This is a genomic window from Rhodococcus sp. C1, assembly GCF_020809065.1.
GTDB classification, from domain to species: domain Bacteria; phylum Actinomycetota; class Actinomycetes; order Mycobacteriales; family Mycobacteriaceae; genus Rhodococcus_F; species Rhodococcus_F qingshengii.
Genome location: NZ_CP078080.1, coordinates 5,574,086 through 5,588,719, shown reverse-complemented (window position 1 = coordinate 5,588,719; position 14,634 = coordinate 5,574,086). Strand labels below are relative to the sequence as shown.

16 protein-coding genes are annotated in these 14,634 nt (G+C 61.9%); 4 read left to right on the top strand and 12 right to left on the bottom strand.

Annotated elements, in window-relative coordinates:
* Positions 1-33 precede the first annotated feature (33 nt).
* Entirely contained in the window at positions 34-873 is an 840-nt protein-coding gene (locus KTR60_RS25825) for an NAD-dependent epimerase/dehydratase family protein (RefSeq protein ID WP_228401404.1), read from the bottom strand.
* A gap of 86 nt (positions 874-959) precedes the next feature.
* On the opposite strand from KTR60_RS25825, the gene KTR60_RS25820 reads away from it, so the two are divergent.
* Positions 960-1,604 (top strand): ScbR family autoregulator-binding transcription factor, encoded by a 645-nt coding sequence (locus KTR60_RS25820; RefSeq protein ID WP_003940238.1) that lies wholly within the window; start codon positions 960-962, stop codon positions 1,602-1,604.
* Between the two features lie 38 nt (positions 1,605-1,642).
* Here KTR60_RS25820 and KTR60_RS25815 read toward each other — a convergent pair whose 3' ends face one another.
* Both KTR60_RS25815 and KTR60_RS25810 read right to left on the bottom strand, forming a co-directional pair.
* Entirely contained in the window at positions 1,643-2,530 is an 888-nt protein-coding gene (locus tag KTR60_RS25815) for a ScbA/BarX family gamma-butyrolactone biosynthesis protein (RefSeq protein ID WP_021331802.1), read from the bottom strand.
* Positions 2,531-2,698: 168 nt separating this feature from the next.
* Complete coding sequence (locus tag KTR60_RS25810; protein ID WP_209922228.1) at positions 2,699-3,358, bottom strand: helix-turn-helix transcriptional regulator; 660 nt, start codon at positions 3,356-3,358, stop codon at positions 2,699-2,701.
* 516 nt (positions 3,359-3,874) lie between these two features.
* Here KTR60_RS25810 and KTR60_RS25805 point away from each other — a divergent pair.
* Positions 3,875-5,374 (top strand): flavin-containing monooxygenase, encoded by a 1,500-nt coding sequence (locus KTR60_RS25805; protein WP_003940522.1) that lies wholly within the window; start codon positions 3,875-3,877, stop codon positions 5,372-5,374.
* Between the two features lie 82 nt (positions 5,375-5,456).
* Here the strand turns inward: KTR60_RS25805 and KTR60_RS25800 are convergent, their stop codons facing one another.
* Complete coding sequence (locus tag KTR60_RS25800) at positions 5,457-5,927, bottom strand: hypothetical protein (protein ID WP_054781331.1); 471 nt, start codon at positions 5,925-5,927, stop codon at positions 5,457-5,459.
* A 77-nt stretch (positions 5,928-6,004) separates the two neighbouring features.
* Here KTR60_RS25800 and lexA point away from each other — a divergent pair, with 77 nt between their 5' ends.
* Positions 6,005-6,694, top strand: a complete 690-nt coding sequence (gene lexA / locus KTR60_RS25795; protein WP_228402303.1) for a transcriptional repressor LexA — start codon at positions 6,005-6,007, stop codon at positions 6,692-6,694.
* A 13-nt stretch (positions 6,695-6,707) separates the two neighbouring features.
* Here the strand turns inward: lexA and KTR60_RS25790 are convergent, their stop codons facing one another.
* From KTR60_RS25790 to KTR60_RS25775, 4 genes are read right to left on the bottom strand one after another with little or no spacing between them, the layout of a single operon-like run.
* Positions 6,708-7,121, bottom strand: a complete 414-nt coding sequence (locus KTR60_RS25790) for a cupin domain-containing protein (RefSeq protein WP_007729736.1) — start codon at positions 7,119-7,121, stop codon at positions 6,708-6,710.
* 29 nt (positions 7,122-7,150) lie between these two features.
* Positions 7,151-7,537, bottom strand: coding sequence for a DUF2255 family protein (locus KTR60_RS25785; RefSeq protein ID WP_007729735.1), 387 nt, complete (start codon positions 7,535-7,537; stop codon positions 7,151-7,153).
* Entirely contained in the window at positions 7,512-8,990 is a 1,479-nt protein-coding gene (locus KTR60_RS25780) for an MFS transporter (protein WP_202427086.1), read from the bottom strand. Before KTR60_RS25780 ends, KTR60_RS25785 begins: the two co-directional genes overlap by 26 nt.
* Positions 8,991-9,026: 36 nt before the next feature.
* Positions 9,027-10,064 (bottom strand): zinc-dependent alcohol dehydrogenase family protein, encoded by a 1,038-nt coding sequence (locus KTR60_RS25775; protein ID WP_030536486.1) that lies wholly within the window; start codon positions 10,062-10,064, stop codon positions 9,027-9,029.
* Positions 10,065-10,231: 167 nt separating this feature from the next.
* Between KTR60_RS25775 and KTR60_RS25770 the strand changes: the two genes are divergently transcribed.
* A complete protein-coding gene (locus KTR60_RS25770; RefSeq protein ID WP_228401403.1) occupies positions 10,232-11,116 on the top strand; it encodes a helix-turn-helix transcriptional regulator in 885 nt (294 codons plus the stop codon).
* 27 nt (positions 11,117-11,143) lie between these two features.
* Here KTR60_RS25770 and KTR60_RS25765 read toward each other — a convergent pair whose 3' ends face one another.
* The 4 genes from KTR60_RS25765 to KTR60_RS25750 form a co-directional block, all read right to left on the bottom strand.
* The gene (locus tag KTR60_RS25765; protein WP_228401402.1) at positions 11,144-12,286 is read right to left on the bottom strand and encodes a sensor domain-containing diguanylate cyclase; all 1,143 of its coding nucleotides are present in this window, start codon (positions 12,284-12,286) and stop codon (positions 11,144-11,146) included.
* A 118-nt stretch (positions 12,287-12,404) separates the two neighbouring features.
* The gene (locus KTR60_RS25760) at positions 12,405-12,869 is read right to left on the bottom strand and encodes an RrF2 family transcriptional regulator (protein ID WP_039973110.1); all 465 of its coding nucleotides are present in this window, start codon (positions 12,867-12,869) and stop codon (positions 12,405-12,407) included.
* Between the two features lie 62 nt (positions 12,870-12,931).
* Positions 12,932-13,681 (bottom strand): SDR family oxidoreductase, encoded by a 750-nt coding sequence (locus tag KTR60_RS25755; protein ID WP_054188455.1) that lies wholly within the window; start codon positions 13,679-13,681, stop codon positions 12,932-12,934.
* Between the two features lie 74 nt (positions 13,682-13,755).
* Entirely contained in the window at positions 13,756-14,604 is an 849-nt protein-coding gene (locus KTR60_RS25750; protein WP_030536489.1) for an LLM class F420-dependent oxidoreductase, read from the bottom strand.
* Positions 14,605-14,634 lie beyond the last annotated feature (30 nt).

Below are 14,634 nucleotides of genomic sequence, written 5' to 3'. Positions count from 1 at the left end.
ACAGGTGTTTTGGCGAGAGTGATCCGTGTGCCATCAGTACAGTCTCGACCGGAACCAGTGATCGAGGCTGATCATGTCGATCTGGTGCATGTCGAGACTCAGCTGGGCAGCAGCTTTCACCGCGTCGGCGCGGGGGATAGAGTTCTGGGGCAGAGTCCAGTTGGTCTCCCGCGCATGTTGCTCGAGAAGGTCGATGACTGTCCGCGGGACAGGCTCGTTGACGTGAAGTGTTGAGCCGTAGCGAAATTGCTGTTCTATCGACAACTCGTAGATGGATCGGGCGAGTAGGTCTACGTCGACTACCGACAGGACAGCGCTACCGCCGTCGATGATCGAGTCGAGGCGAGAGACAATTCGCGTCAGTGTCGGAAGAAACCATCTGTCGCCGGGTCCGTACACGAGATGCGGCCGGACGACCAGGCCTCCGGCGTCGCGCACGAACTTCTCGGCGAGAGCGCGCGTGCGACTGGCAGGTGAGAAGGGGCTGAGAGGTGCGCCGTTGACCGGCAAGTCTCGAAACGGTCCCGGCCCGTACACGGCCGCGGTACTGACGTAGAGCAAGCGTTCGACGCCGACGGTGGCGGCCATCGACGCAACGTTCTGTACGCCGTGTTGGTTGACGTGAACGCACCGTTGTTCGTCGTCGCCCACGTACGACACGCAACAGATGACGGTCGACGCCTGACTCATTGCAACTCGTAGAGAAGCACTTTCGTTGATGTCGCCGATCACGGTGGCGATTCCTTCACGGCCGAACTTCGCTGCGGTGGCCGTGCGAACGAAACCGATTGCAGCGTTTCCGTCGCGGGAAACCAGCTGTTTCATCACTGCGGAGCCGATGAAACCAGTGGCCCCGAGTACCAGAGTCGTCACGGTGTGTCCGTGTCGAGAGCGTTGCTGCGGGCTCTTTCGACGTATCGTTGAGATTCATTCCGTCGGCAACGAGAGCTGGGTAGATCATGCAGGAGCGTGCTGTCCTGACGCGCCAGGCCGTCATTTTGGGTGCTGCGAAGAGCTTCGAGAAGTTCGGGTACTCCGCCAGTTTGGGCACGATCTTGCAGCACGGGGGTGTGTCGAAGGGGGCGATGTATTTTCATTTCGCGTCCAAGGAGGAGCTTGCGCACGCGGTCATCGCAGCGCAGCACGGTATGGCGATGGAGGGTACCCGGCGGGTTGCTGCGCACTCCGACATCGCGGTCGAAACCCTGGTGCTCGTTTCGCAGGAGATGGCTCGGCAGCTTGTGACCGAGCCCATCGCGCGAGGTGGCATGCGGTTGACGATGGAGATCGGCAGTATTCAAGGCCCCATCGAACAGCCGTACCTCGATTGGATCGAGGCTATCAAGCAGGTGGCAACCCAAGCGGCCGAAGCCGGCGATATCGTCCCGGGCACCGATATAGACGCGTTGGCTCGATTTGTGGTGGGGTCGTTCACCGGAGTGCAGATTCTCTCGGAAATGCTGACGGGCAGAACCGATCTGTACGAGCGGTTGAGTCAGATGTGGAACCTGGTGCTGCCAACGATCGTCCGCGAGGACAAGTTGGCGCACGTCATGCAACTGGCGGCGCTTGCACCGAGAGAGTGGGAAGCACCGAGCGCTTGACGTGGAAGACGCGACGAGAAGAACGTGTTCGTTCCCTCTCATGATTGGTCCGCAACTGTAATTTCGAGTTCCGCGGTGGTTTCCAGTTCTTGAGTGAACCGAACTCGGTGCACATGGCCCGACGCGTCAAGGGGGATCGTTGACACCTCGCACGGCGTTTCCCATTCAGTGAACCTCGGAAAGACCGCCGAGAGTGAGGCGATCTTTGTTGCTGGGTTGCCGATGTGAAATCGGAGCGCTTGTCGGGCGGCCTCGAAAAGTATCATTCCTGGGATGTGGTCGACGGGGTGGTCGAAAAGGGAGTGGTTGCGCGGATCGGGAGCGCAGAACATCGCGTGCCGAGCAGGATCAGTGCTGATGAGCACATCTCCATCGGTTAGGCGTCCGACTCGCTCCGATCCGACCACCGCGGCTCCGGAAGGAAGGATGCGTCGGCTCGGGCGGTGGTCTTCTCGTCCTTGCCGAATTCGACGGTATCCCTCGGGGCTGACTCCTCGCGCAACAGCGTTGCATCTGGCGACGTGCCGGTTGCCCTCGCTGAGGATCCCCGATACTTCGACCCCCGAAACCGCTCCGTCGCGATGAGTGAGGTTGTCCACTGTCATCGAGAAACTCAACGGCTCCGCGACTGATTGCACGTCGAGCGCGTCCAGCATCTCGAAGCTGAACGTTTCCATGAGGAACTTGTAGTGCAGTGGAATCTCGTATCGGGTGTGGCACAGAAGCACCACTGCCTGTCGAAATGCTTCTGCCACCCCGAGCGGATCGTGTTGCTCGCTCGATACGTCGAATATCCGGTGCGAGACCGGGAGTTGCACAGCAACCTGGTACGCCGAGTCCGATTCGATCCGGTAGTCCGTCAAGAAAACCTCGGCAACAGCATGTCTGTGGACGAGATGCCGCGGCACTGTGCGTGTGTATTCCATTGATTGAATGCACCTTTCGATGTTCACTCGTGTCTTCGGTGTCGTGTAGGACCTAATATTCGACGTCCGGGCGCGTCATCGAATCGTCAAAATTGACGATCTTTTCGAAGGTCGAGTTCGATCAGGGGCGGCACCCCATCTCGGCGAGTGTGTCTGGGGCACTTCCTGCTAGAAGCGTCCGATCCGAAGTTCCAGTGGGTGTCTGCGTGCGTCGTGACCAGAGCGGCGGAGCATCGCGCATGCCTCCAGCTGGGAATGCACCCCCAGTTTTTGCAGGATGCTTCGGATGTGGGCGCGAACCGTGGTCGGTGCGATGTGGGCGGTTCGAGCAATCGAGTCGACATTCGAGCCTCCGTAGAGAAGGCCCACGATCTCGAACTCGCGATCGGTGAGACTGCTGATTCGTGCGAATTCTTCGGTGCGCAACCGGATGCGTTGTACGAGCGAGGACTTGTCGTGTGCAGACAGAGCGGAGTTGGGGTTGATCGCGGCCTGCAGCTCATCGAGCAGGGATGTGAATGGCAGTTGAGAGTTGAGCACGGCGTGGGCGCCCGCTGCGAGCCCCCGAATCATGGAGTTGCCGCTACTGAGATCGCCGACCAGGACCGATCCCTCGAGCGCGGAGAGCTCCTTCACCTGCCAATCGACGCCCCCGAGTGGTAGGAGAACGAGCGCTCTACCGTGATCGCTGGTGTGATGCCTTAACAGGCTCATGTCTGCGGTTTGTGGCTCGGAATAAGCCCTGGCGCTGATTCCGGCAGCGATTGCATTGGCGAACCCTCGATTGCTAGGAGTGGTGTACAGGGTGACTGTGCTGGAGAGTGTCATAGCGACTACATCTCCGGTGGAGGTCCGCTCCGCCCGCTCTCTTCGCTGCGAAACCAAAACCGTTGCTTTCAGCGTGGTTTCGTCAGCAGGTTAGCTATCGCAGTGACCTTTCCGCTGATGCGCACGAAGGTTACGGCGATATCGCAGTTGCCCGTCTTCCCATGGAAACTCGCGCGTTCGACACCTGATCGTGGACCTTCGAATTATGCTGGGGCGCTGAATATTTGGGCGATGAGTATCCCGTGTAGACGAGTCATTGGGCGTTCCGTCGACGACGTGAACAACTCTCCGGTGTCTCGAGGCATTCAGGCGTCTCGATCGAGTTCCGCGAGGCCGGTGCGTCGCACCTCAATGTTCCGTACGCGGCCGGGTCGAGATATTGACTGTTACCGTCAGTCGCACATACCCTGTTCATTGGCGCTGACCTTAGGGAACCCGGCCTGAACCGGCCGATCGTTCTCGGTCACTGCCGACGCCAGAAGTAGCTTCGCGACGACCGACGAAACGAGTTTCCTCATGACACAGCATGTCGACGTACTGATCATCGGCGCTGGCTTGTCCGGAATCGGCGCGGCTTGCCACCTCATTCGTGAGCAGACCGGAAGCACTTACGCGATCCTCGAACGCCGCGAGAACATCGGTGGCACCTGGGACCTGTTCAAGTATCCCGGCATCCGTTCGGATTCCGACATGCTCACCTTCGGATTCGGTTTCCGTCCGTGGATCGGAACCAAAGTGCTCGCAGACGGCGCCAGTATCCGTGACTACGTCGAGGAAACCGCCAAGGAATACGGCGTCACCGACCACATCAACTTCGGCCGCAAGGTCGTGGCAATGGACTTCGATCGCGCGACTGCACAGTGGTCCGTGACCGTCCTGGTCGAGGCGACGGGGGAGACCGAGACGTGGACCGCGAACGTCCTCGTCGGCGCCTGTGGTTACTACAACTACGACAAGGGATACCGCCCCGCCTTCCCCGGTGAGGACGACTTCCGCGGTCAGATCGTGCACCCGCAGCACTGGCCGGAGGATCTCGATTACACCGGAAAGAAGGTAGTGGTCATCGGTTCCGGTGCCACCGCGATCACCCTGATCCCGTCGATGGCCCCCACCGCCGGTCACGTCACCATGCTGCAGCGCTCGCCCACGTGGATCCAGGCGCTGCCGTCCGAGGACCCTGTTGCCAAGGGTCTCAAGCTTGCGCGCGTTCCCGACCAGATCGCTTACAAGATCGGTCGAGCCCGCAATATCGCACTGCAACGCGCCAGCTTTCAGCTCTCACGCACCAATCCGAAGCTGGCGAAGAAGCTGTTCCTCACCCAGATCCGCTTGCAACTCGGCAAGAACGTGGACCTGCGTCACTTCACCCCCAACTACAACCCGTGGGATCAGCGCCTGTGCGTGGTTCCCAACGGGGACCTGTTCAAGGTGCTCAAGAGCGGCAAGGCCGACATCGTCACCGACCGTATCGCCACGTTCACCGAGAAGGGCATCGTGACCGAGTCGGGCCGCGAAATCGAGGCCGACGTCATCGTCACGGCGACCGGCTTGAACGTACAGATCCTGGGCGGGGCGACCATGAGCATCGACGGCGAGCCCGTCAAGCTCAACGAGACGGTCGCCTACAAGAGCGTGCTCTACTCCGACATTCCGAACTTCCTGATGATCCTCGGCTACACCAACGCATCCTGGACGCTCAAGGCCGACCTGGCCGCGTCCTATCTGTGTCGCGTACTCAAGATCATGCGTAAGCGCGACTACACGACTTTCGAGGTTCACGCCGAACCTGAGGACTTCGCGGAAGAATCTCTCATGGGCGGAGCCCTGACCTCGGGCTACATCCAGCGCGGCGACGGAGAAATGCCGCGTCAGGGTGCCCGCGGCGCGTGGAAAGTGGTCAACAATTACTACCGCGACCGCAAGCTGATGCACGACGCCGAGATCGAAGACGGTGTGCTGCAGTTCAGCAAGGTCGATATTGCTGTCGTGCCTGATAGCAAGGTCGCCAGCGCATAGTCGGCTCCACCGGGGGATGGACCGGTCGTACCAGTGGGGACGTCGGAGAATGTGCTGGAGATGTTGCGTCGACGTACCCGCGTCACGGGGTTTGCGATCGGTGAGTTCGCTTCCGTAATCGTCGGTTGTGCACCACCACGGGAAGAACATAGGTAGCGACCATGATCACGGCGAGCAGTCCGAGATAGAGATATGGCCAGGTCCACCCCGCTGCTCGTATGGCCAGCAACGATCCGCCCATGATCAAGGGCATCCCGGCCCCGGCGAGCAGGTCGACGTCACGGGGCGAGACGGGTGGGGTTCCGAGCAGAGGTACGCGGCTGCACGAGTTTTCTCTGATCGTGCGCATCACTGACATGCAGTAGAGGGCGGCGCCGGCGATCGCGATCGCCGCGCCAAGTGCAACTTCGACGACGCCGGTTCTCGCGGACATCAATGCGTAGGCAAACACACCCACCGTTCCCAAAGTGACCGGTGCCGACTTCCAGATCGGCGTCGACTTATGGGTGTCGGCGGGAACACTGACCGGGCGCATCGGTTCGAGAGGCTCCATCAGCTCAGCGTGCCATGCGCCGCTCGGGAAACAAACTGCCTGTGCCGTTTCTGGCAGACTCCGACTGCCTGGCCTGGATGTCGGGACCCCTCACTACGATTCTCATCGTGACCGATTACGACGATCTCGACATGTTCGGTGGCCTCGACGCCTCCTCCCTGCCGCTCCGCCAGCAGCAGATTCTGATGACCATCCGGGATCTCGTGGCTGCCAACGGGTGCACGCCGAGCACACGGCAGATCGGAGACGCGGTTGGTCTGCGCTCGACGTCGACGGTGTCCAAGCACCTCAAGAGTCTCGAAGATAAGGGCTTCCTCCGTAGGGGAGCGGCCATGGCTCGGCAGTTGGACGTGCGGCCGTTCCTCGTAGGCGCGAAGGAACAGTCGTCGTCGAATACGGTGACGGTTCCGGTCGTCGGTGACATCGCGGCCGGCGCGCCGATCCTCGCGGAGGAGCACGCCGACGAGGTGCTTGCGCTTCCTCGCGAGCTCGTCGGCTCCGGCACGGTGTTCGGACTTCGGGTGCGTGGTGAGTCGATGGTCGACGCAGCGATCTGTGACGGTGACGTCGTCGTGGTGCGCCGCCAGGACGAAGCTCATTCCGGTGAGATCGTCGCCGCGATGATCGACGGCGAGGCCACGGTGAAGGTGCTCCGGCGTCGCGACGGTCACGTGTACCTCGAGCCTCGCAATCCCGCATACAGCGTCATCGACGGCGATCGCGCGGTCATCCTGGGCAAAGTTGTTTCCGTGATGCGCCGTATCTGAGAGGTGTCCGGTCTCAACGACGTTTGGCGCGGGGACCGCCGTATTCCTCATCGGTGACTTTGTCGCCCCATGTAGTTTCGGTGCCTCCGTCGCCGGGTCCTTCCCACAGTGCGAGGTGGCTCATGAAACGGTCGGGTGCCGCACCGTGCCAGTGTTCCTCTCCCGCTGGGGTGTAGACGGTCTCACCCGGGTGGACTTCGACGATCTCGCCGCCGCGAGCTTGAACCAGCGCGGTACCGGAGACGATGTGGAGGGTCTGTCCGACTGCATGGGAGTGCCAGTCGGTTCGCGCGCACGGTGCAAAGCGAACCATGTTGGCGCGCATCCTCGACGGCTCCTGGCCGGCGTAGATGACGTCCCACCAGACGTCGCCGGTGAACCAGTCGCTGGGTGCTTTGCTGGTGGGCTGGGGCTTCAAGATTTCCATGAGGTCTCCTCGGAATCGAAAGGGGCGGTTCAGTTCTGCGTCAGCGGAACAAGTCGAATGGTGTTGGGTGCGGCGGCGCGGCCGGTGACGGAGCCGACGATCTGCGGGCCGTAGCGGTCGTACTTGGTGTGATAGGCGGAGTCGATCGACGAGTGGGCATCCGGTGCGGCGGACTCGAACGCCACGTCCCGCTCGATTCCTCCTGCTCGGATTCGGCCCGTTCCACTTGCCGTTGCTCGGACGAACCACGGGTTGTCGGTTCCGTAGGCCGAGCGAACGTACAGTTGGTTGTCGGTACGGACAACCCAAATCGTGACGTACGGCCTTGCGGTTCCGTCTCGGCGGTACGAGGAGACCTGCAACTCCTCGGCGTCGCCGATCTTGGTCAGTTCAGCCTCGGTCCACGAGTGCGACATCTCGGCTTCCTTTCTCCTGGTCGAATTGCTTTGCGGTACTTCGCGTTCTCGTAGCCGGGACGATCAGTGCGAGGACGATGACGAGACAAGCGGCGAGCAGGGCGGTGCCTGCGGTGAGAGCCGTTGATACGTGATCGGTGAGTGCCGTTGTAGCGTCGTCGGCAGAGGATCCGGCGCCCGCGGAGACTGCGACGAGGATGCCGAGTCCGAGAGCACTGCCCAGTTGATGTGCAGTGTTGACCAATCCTGATGCGGCACCGGCATCCTCGGCCTGTACCCCGGAGATGCCAGCAGAAGTCAGTGGGGCGAAAGCCAACCCCTGTCCGGCGCCGATCAAGATCATCGGAAGTGCTATCGCAGTGAGGTACGTGCTGCCGGGATGGACCAGACTGAGCCACGCCATCCCGGCCAGGGTGACGGCAATGCCAACCGACAGAATTGCGGAATTTCCGAATCGCGGTGTCAGTCGCGGAATAAGCATCGCCACAGCAAAATTGACGATCGTCATCGGGAAGAAGGCGATGCCTGCTTGGAACGCGCTGAAGCCCATGACGCCTTGGAGTAGCTGAGTCGTGAAGTAGAAGAATCCGATCATGGCACCCAGATAGAGCATTCGGGCGGCGTACGCCCCGGATCGCTCCCGGCTACGGAACAACCTCAGTGGCATGATCGGCTGCTCCGCTCTCGCTTCGTTGAGGAAGAGCAAGGTCAGTAGTATCGCCCCGGCCGCCAGTGTCGCAACGGTGATCGGTGAGGTCCACCCCGCTTCGGCCGAGTTGACGGTGCCGAAGACGAGCGCGGTCATCCCGAGTGTGGCGAGAACAGCGCCGGCCACATCGAAACGTCCGGAGTTGGGCTCGGTTTCCGGAATGAACCGGGGAGCGAGAGCGATCATCGCGATACCGATCGGAACGTTGATGAAAAAGCCTGCGCGCCAAGACACCCAGTCGGCAAGGGCGCCGCCGATCACGAGTCCGAGGCTGGCGCCTATTCCCGCAGCAGCGCCGTACCAGGCAACAGCGCGCGTTCGCTCCGGGCCGGGCGGGAAACTGGCGGTCAGCAGTGACAGCGACGCCGGGGCGACCACTGCGGCTCCGACGCCTTGGAGAGCGCGCGCTGCGATGAGCCACCAACCGTTCGGCGCGACCCCGACGAGAAACGACGCAATCGCGAAAATCGCGAGACCGGCCACGAATACGCGACGACGGCCGAAGATGTCCCCGAGACGAGCACCCAGCAGGAGAAGCCCGCCGAACACCAGGGTGTAGGCGTCCTGGACCCAGGACAGCCCGGTTGCCGAGTAACCCATGCTGCTTTGGATGCTGGGTAGCCCGGTGAAGATGATCGAATTGTCGAGCAGGATCATGAAATAGCTGATCAGAATGATCGCCAGGATCGCGGTGGGATTGATGCGACCGGCAACAGGACGGGTGGCAATGTGGGTCACGCGCATCTTCTTCGCAAGTGGTGGACTTTCGCAAGTGGTGGACTACGGGCGGACGAGGACCTTCAACGATTCACGGGAGTCCATGGCTCGGTAGCCTTCCGCTACGTCGTCGAGTCCGACGGTGTGGTCGAAGACCTTGCCCGGCTCGATCTTTCCATCGAGCACATCCGGCATCAGCTCTTCGATGTACGCGCGCACCGGGGCCGGTCCACCGGTGAGTGTGATGTTGGGTCCGAAGAGTGTCCCGAATCCGATTGGAGCTTCTTCGTATTGGGGTACCCCGACTCGGCTGATGACGCCGCCCGGTCGGACAACTCCGAGCGACTGCTCGTAGGCAGGCATGTGACCTACCGCTTCGAGGACGACATGAGTGCCGTCGCCTCCGGTCAGTTCGCGGACTTTCTCGATGCCCTCATCTCCACGTTCGGCAACCACGTCGGTGGCTCCGAACTCGAGACCGAGATCCGTGCGGGTCTTGTGGCGCCCCATGAGGATGATGCGCTCGGCGCCGAGGCGTTTGGCGGAGAGCACTGCCATCAGCCCCACGGCTCCATCGCCGATGACCGTGACCGTCGTGCGTTGGTTGACGCCACCCTTGACCGCCGCGTGATAGCCGGTGCCGAAGACGTCGGAGAGTGTGAGCAGTGACGGTAGGAGTTCGGAATCCTCACCGACCGGCGCCTTGACCAGGGTGCCGTCTGCCAACGGCACTCGGATGGCCTCTGCCTGACCGCCTCCGATCCCGTTTCCGGCCCAGAATCCACCGTGTCGGCAAGACGTCTGCAAGCCTTCGCGGCAGAAGTCGCACGTCCCGTCGGACCAGGCGAAGGGGGCGATGACGAAGTCGCCCTTCTTCAACGTGGACACCTCGCGACCGGTCTCTTCGACCACTCCGACAAATTCGTGGCCCATCGGGGAACCACCGGGCGTGGCCGGCATGTTGTGGTAAGGGTGCAGGTCAGAGCCGCAAACGCACGCCCTGACGACCCGCACGATCGCGTCCGTCGGCTGCTGCAGTGCCGGATCGGGCACGGTCTCGACTCGAACGTCTCCGGCGCCGTACATGATGGTTGCTCGCATGGTGTCCCCTCTTGCTTCTGGTGTCGCGTGCTTCGAAGTCGACGTTTCGGCGTGGACCGGTCGACTGCAATCAGTCAACGCCGCGCCTCGCGGGCGCGGGAGTGTCTGTTGTTCCAGGTAACGGCAGTACCTCCCTCGGTCTTCTCCGCTCGAGTAACGTGAACTGCATGGACAACCGAGCCGAGATCCGCGAATTCCTCAGCTCCCGTCGTGCTCGCATCACACCCGAGCAGGCAGGGCTGCCGGCCTACGGCGGGAACCGTCGCGTCAAGGGGTTGCGCCGTGAGGAAGTCGCTCTGCTCGCCGGTGTGAGCATCGACTACTACGTGCGCATGGAACGCGGAAATCTGGCGGGAGCGTCGGACTCGGTGCTCGAAAGCCTTTCCCGAGCACTGCAACTCGACGAAGCCGAAACTGCCCATTTGTATGACCTTGCGAAGGCCGCCAGTGCAGGCGCACCGAGTAGAAAGCGGCCCGCCCCCAAGGGCATGAGCCCGGCGATTCAGCAGATACTCGACGCCATCACCGACGCGCCGGCGTGGGTACGTAATGCCAGGCACGACATGCTGGCGGCCAATCGTATGGCGCGCGCGTTGTATTCGCCGGTGTTGGCCGATCCACGTAGGCCGGCGAACAACGCCCGGTTCGTGTACCTGGACCCGGCATCGCAGGACTTCTTCGTGGATTGGGAGCGCGCGGCAGACGACATCGCCGCGATGCTCCGCTCGGAAGCGGGGCGCAATCCCCACGACAGGGCGCTGACCGAGCTCATCGGTGAACTTGCCACTCGCAGTGAGGTATTCCGCACCCGGTGGGCGAAACACAATGTGCGCTTTCATCGGACGGGATTCAAGAAGGTTCGTCACCCCGTCGTCGGCGACCTGGAGCTGAACTTCGAGGCGATGGAACTGCCGTCCAATCCCGGGCTGACACTGCTGGTCTACACCGCGGCGCCGGGGACGCCCACGGCTGACGCACTCAAACTCTTGGCGAGTTGGGCGGCAACCCAGGATCAGCTGGATCCGGCGAACGACAGCGAAGCGGCGCTCTGAATTCGATCGACAGGTAATCGTGTCGATTCAGCTCAGATGCGTTACTGCCCAAGCTACCTGGTCTCCACCTCGTCGTTTCGCCCGATACATCGCGTTGTCGGCATCGGCAAGAATCCGATCGATGGTTCCCGAAGCGTCCGGGATTGTCGAGGACAGCCACACGCTGGCTCCGACGCTCACGGAAATCGATTGCCGGCCGGCGGGCCGCGATATCGAATTGTGAATGTCCACCACGGTTTGTTCGATGCGACGTGGCTCCACGGGCATGAGAATCACGAACTCGTCGCCGCCAGTCCGCGCCACCAGCCCGACCTCTCCGACCACCGAGTTCAGGCGCCGGCCGACTGTCACCAGCATCCGATCGCCTTCCGCGTGACCCAGTTTGTCGTTGACGCTCTTGAACGAATCGACATCGATCACCACCGCAAGGACTACGTGTCCTTGGAGTTCGCCGACACCGAACAACTGTTGCCAGACATTGTGCAGCCCACGTCGATTCAGGGCAGCGGTGAGTGGATCACGCCAAGAGTGTCGTGCGTCGTCGGTCAAATACAGGACGAGGAAATGCACGGTCATCGAAGCTGAAGCGATAACACACCCGATGACGAATCCAGTGGACACCGACAGCGAAGAGTCGGTATCCGGATCGGTTACAGCTCGAATTGTCAGTAGCGCAACGACGAACAGCGCACCGGTGATCTGTGCGGTGACTATTCGAGGGCTGTGGAATACCGACGAATAGTTCGCGACGACCACGAACAGAACGGTGCCGGTCAATGCCAGGAAGCTCGAATGGATTCCGGCGAGAAGTATCAAGGACAAGCAGATATTGGTGAGCGAAACGAAACGAACGGATTGATGGTGACTCGGCCAAGACCGACCGAGTGACCAGCGAATCATGCAGTAGAGCGCGATCATGCATGCTGCGCCCGCCGCGAGCCGTTCAGGGAGCTCGGTTGCGCCACCCTTCACGAATTGAGCCAGTACGGCGAGTGCCACGAACACAGCACACCAAAAGGTGACGACCACCCTGGCTGTCCCCAACATCGATCGAGCAGCCAGGAAGCTCGGGAACCATTCGCCGTCGTACGCAAGAGACCACCAGCGACTCAACAGTCCCGTTGTTTGACGAATGTTCTGCCCCAACCCCGCAGCGCCACTGACTCCCATGAAACCCCCTCCGAGATCTTGCGAAAATTCCCGGAAGATTCTTCGTCAAGATTTGATCCCCGAACAAGGTACCCGATAGTTGAACGATGGATTGCCGTCTCGTGGGGTGTGGGCTGCTCTAGGGTGTGATCGGTGTGGTCAGGATCTTTCTGAGTGCCGGAAGGTCCAGGGTTGCAGCAAGATCTGCAATAGTGACCCCCGACAGTGATGCGCGCCAGGCTTTTTCGGCGTCGGCCATGACCTTGGCGATTCCGCAGGCGGAACGGCACTGTTCCGGTGGGGCGGCGAGGATTCCTTGCTGTCGAATCTCCGTGCACCGGAACGCAGGTTCGGTGCCGTCAACGGCCTGTACGACGTCGAGAACGGTGATCTTCTCGGGAGCCCGGGTGAGAACGTACCCGCCGTCTCGGCCCTCGGTCGGATTGACCAGACCGGCGTGCGCGAGCGCTCGCAGATGCTTCGCCAGGTATGTCTTCGACACCCCGTGAAGTTCGGCGAGTCTGGCTGTGGGTACCGGCCCCTCGGACTGGCTCAGAACCACGCAGCAGTGGAGTGACCACTCCACGCCTCCGGAAAGCTTCATGATTGGACTCTATCGACGCCGCGGAAAGCGGTGAGGGCCGGACGTCGCTCGAGTTGTCGACGTCAGGCCTTCTCGGCAAGCCACGCGTCGTATGTTGTCGGCGCGATCCATGCATCTGCACCGGGTGTCGGGGTCAGTGCCGAGTTGTCGAGTTTCGCGCCGAAGTAGCCGGCTTCGGGATCGGAGATCACCGAACGCTTGTCGCCGGTGACGAGGAACAAGCGCCGGACCAGTTCGTCGATGCCCAGCGGTTCGGGTCCGGCAATCTCGACCGTGCCGTTTCGCGGCGCGGCGGTCACTACCTCGGCGACGTGGGACACGACGTCTCGAGACGCGATGGGTTGCAGATGTCCCGGCGTTGCGTGGACGGCGCCGTCGGTGGTTCCCGCGTCGGCGATTCCGGCGACGAACTCGAAGAATTGGGTCGATCGGACGATCGTGTAGGGGGTCGGGCCCGCTTTGACCAGGTCTTCCTGGGCGACCTTGGCTCGCATGTACCCGGAATCGGGCAGTCGATCGGCACCCACGATGGACAGGATGACGTGGTGCCCGACGCCCGCCTTCTCTTCCGCGGCGAGGATGTGGCCGGTTCCGTCGCGGAAGAAGGCCAAGACGTCGTCGTCCGACCACGACGGGGAATTGGTCAGATCCACGACGACGTCGGCACCCTCGACTGCCTCGGCGATACCTGCGCCGGTGGTGATGTCGATCCCGTCGCCGCGACCGAGCGCCTTCACGTCGTGCCCGGCGTCAGCGAGCTTGGCGGCGACCTGGCTTCCGATGAGTCCGCTTCCGAAAATGACGATCTTCATGTTTTCTCCTTTACTCGGATAAGTAGTGTCCAAGTATACTCGGACACTACTTATCCAAGTCAAGGGTTGTCCGGTCAGTCGAAGAGTTCGGCGGCCAGTGCTTCGTAGGTCGCGATCGGATCACCTTCGGCGGGAAGTGCTTGGATCGCAACGTGATCGGCACCCGCCGCGACATGCTCCCGAAGTCGATCCGCGATGGACTTCGCGGTACCCCGCGCAACCAGGGCGTCGATGACGCGATCGTTCCCCTCGTTGGCCAACTCTTCGGGCGCAAAACCGAGGCGCTCGAGATTGCTCGTGTAGTTGCGCAGATACAGATACGGGTTGGCGACGGCGGGGCGACCGATTGCTCTGGCCTTCTCCGGATCGGTTTCCAGGACAACCTTGTGCTCGGGGGCCAGGATCTTCGAAGGGCCGAGGATTTCGCGAGCTTCGGCCGTGTGTTCGGGGGTGGTCAGGTACGGATGCGCGCCGGCGGCGCGAGCGGCGGACAGTTTCAACACCTTCGGCCCCAGTGCGGCGAGGACGCGCCGCGATTCCGGGACCTGGGCCGCGTCGAGTTCGTCGAGGTACGACACGAGTGAGGCGTACGGCTTGGTGTAGTCGCCGGTCGCCTCCGGATGTCCGACGCCTACGCCGAGCAGGAATCGCCCCGGGTGCGCGGCTTCGAGTCGGTGATAGGACTCCGCCACCTCAGCCGCAGGTGAGGACCAGATGTTGACGATTCCGGTTGCCACGGTGATGTGCTCGGTCGCGTCGAGAAGTTTCTCGGCGATCCGTAGATCGGCGCGTGGGGAGCCGCCGATCCAGATGGTGCCGAAACCGAGTTTCTCGATCGCAGTTCCCAGCTCGGGCGGCAAACCGGCCGCTCCTCGCCAGATTCCGTAGGTGCCCAGGTCAGGTGTTTTCGTAGTCTCCGTCACAGCGGGTGCAACTCGGCTGCTGCCGGGATC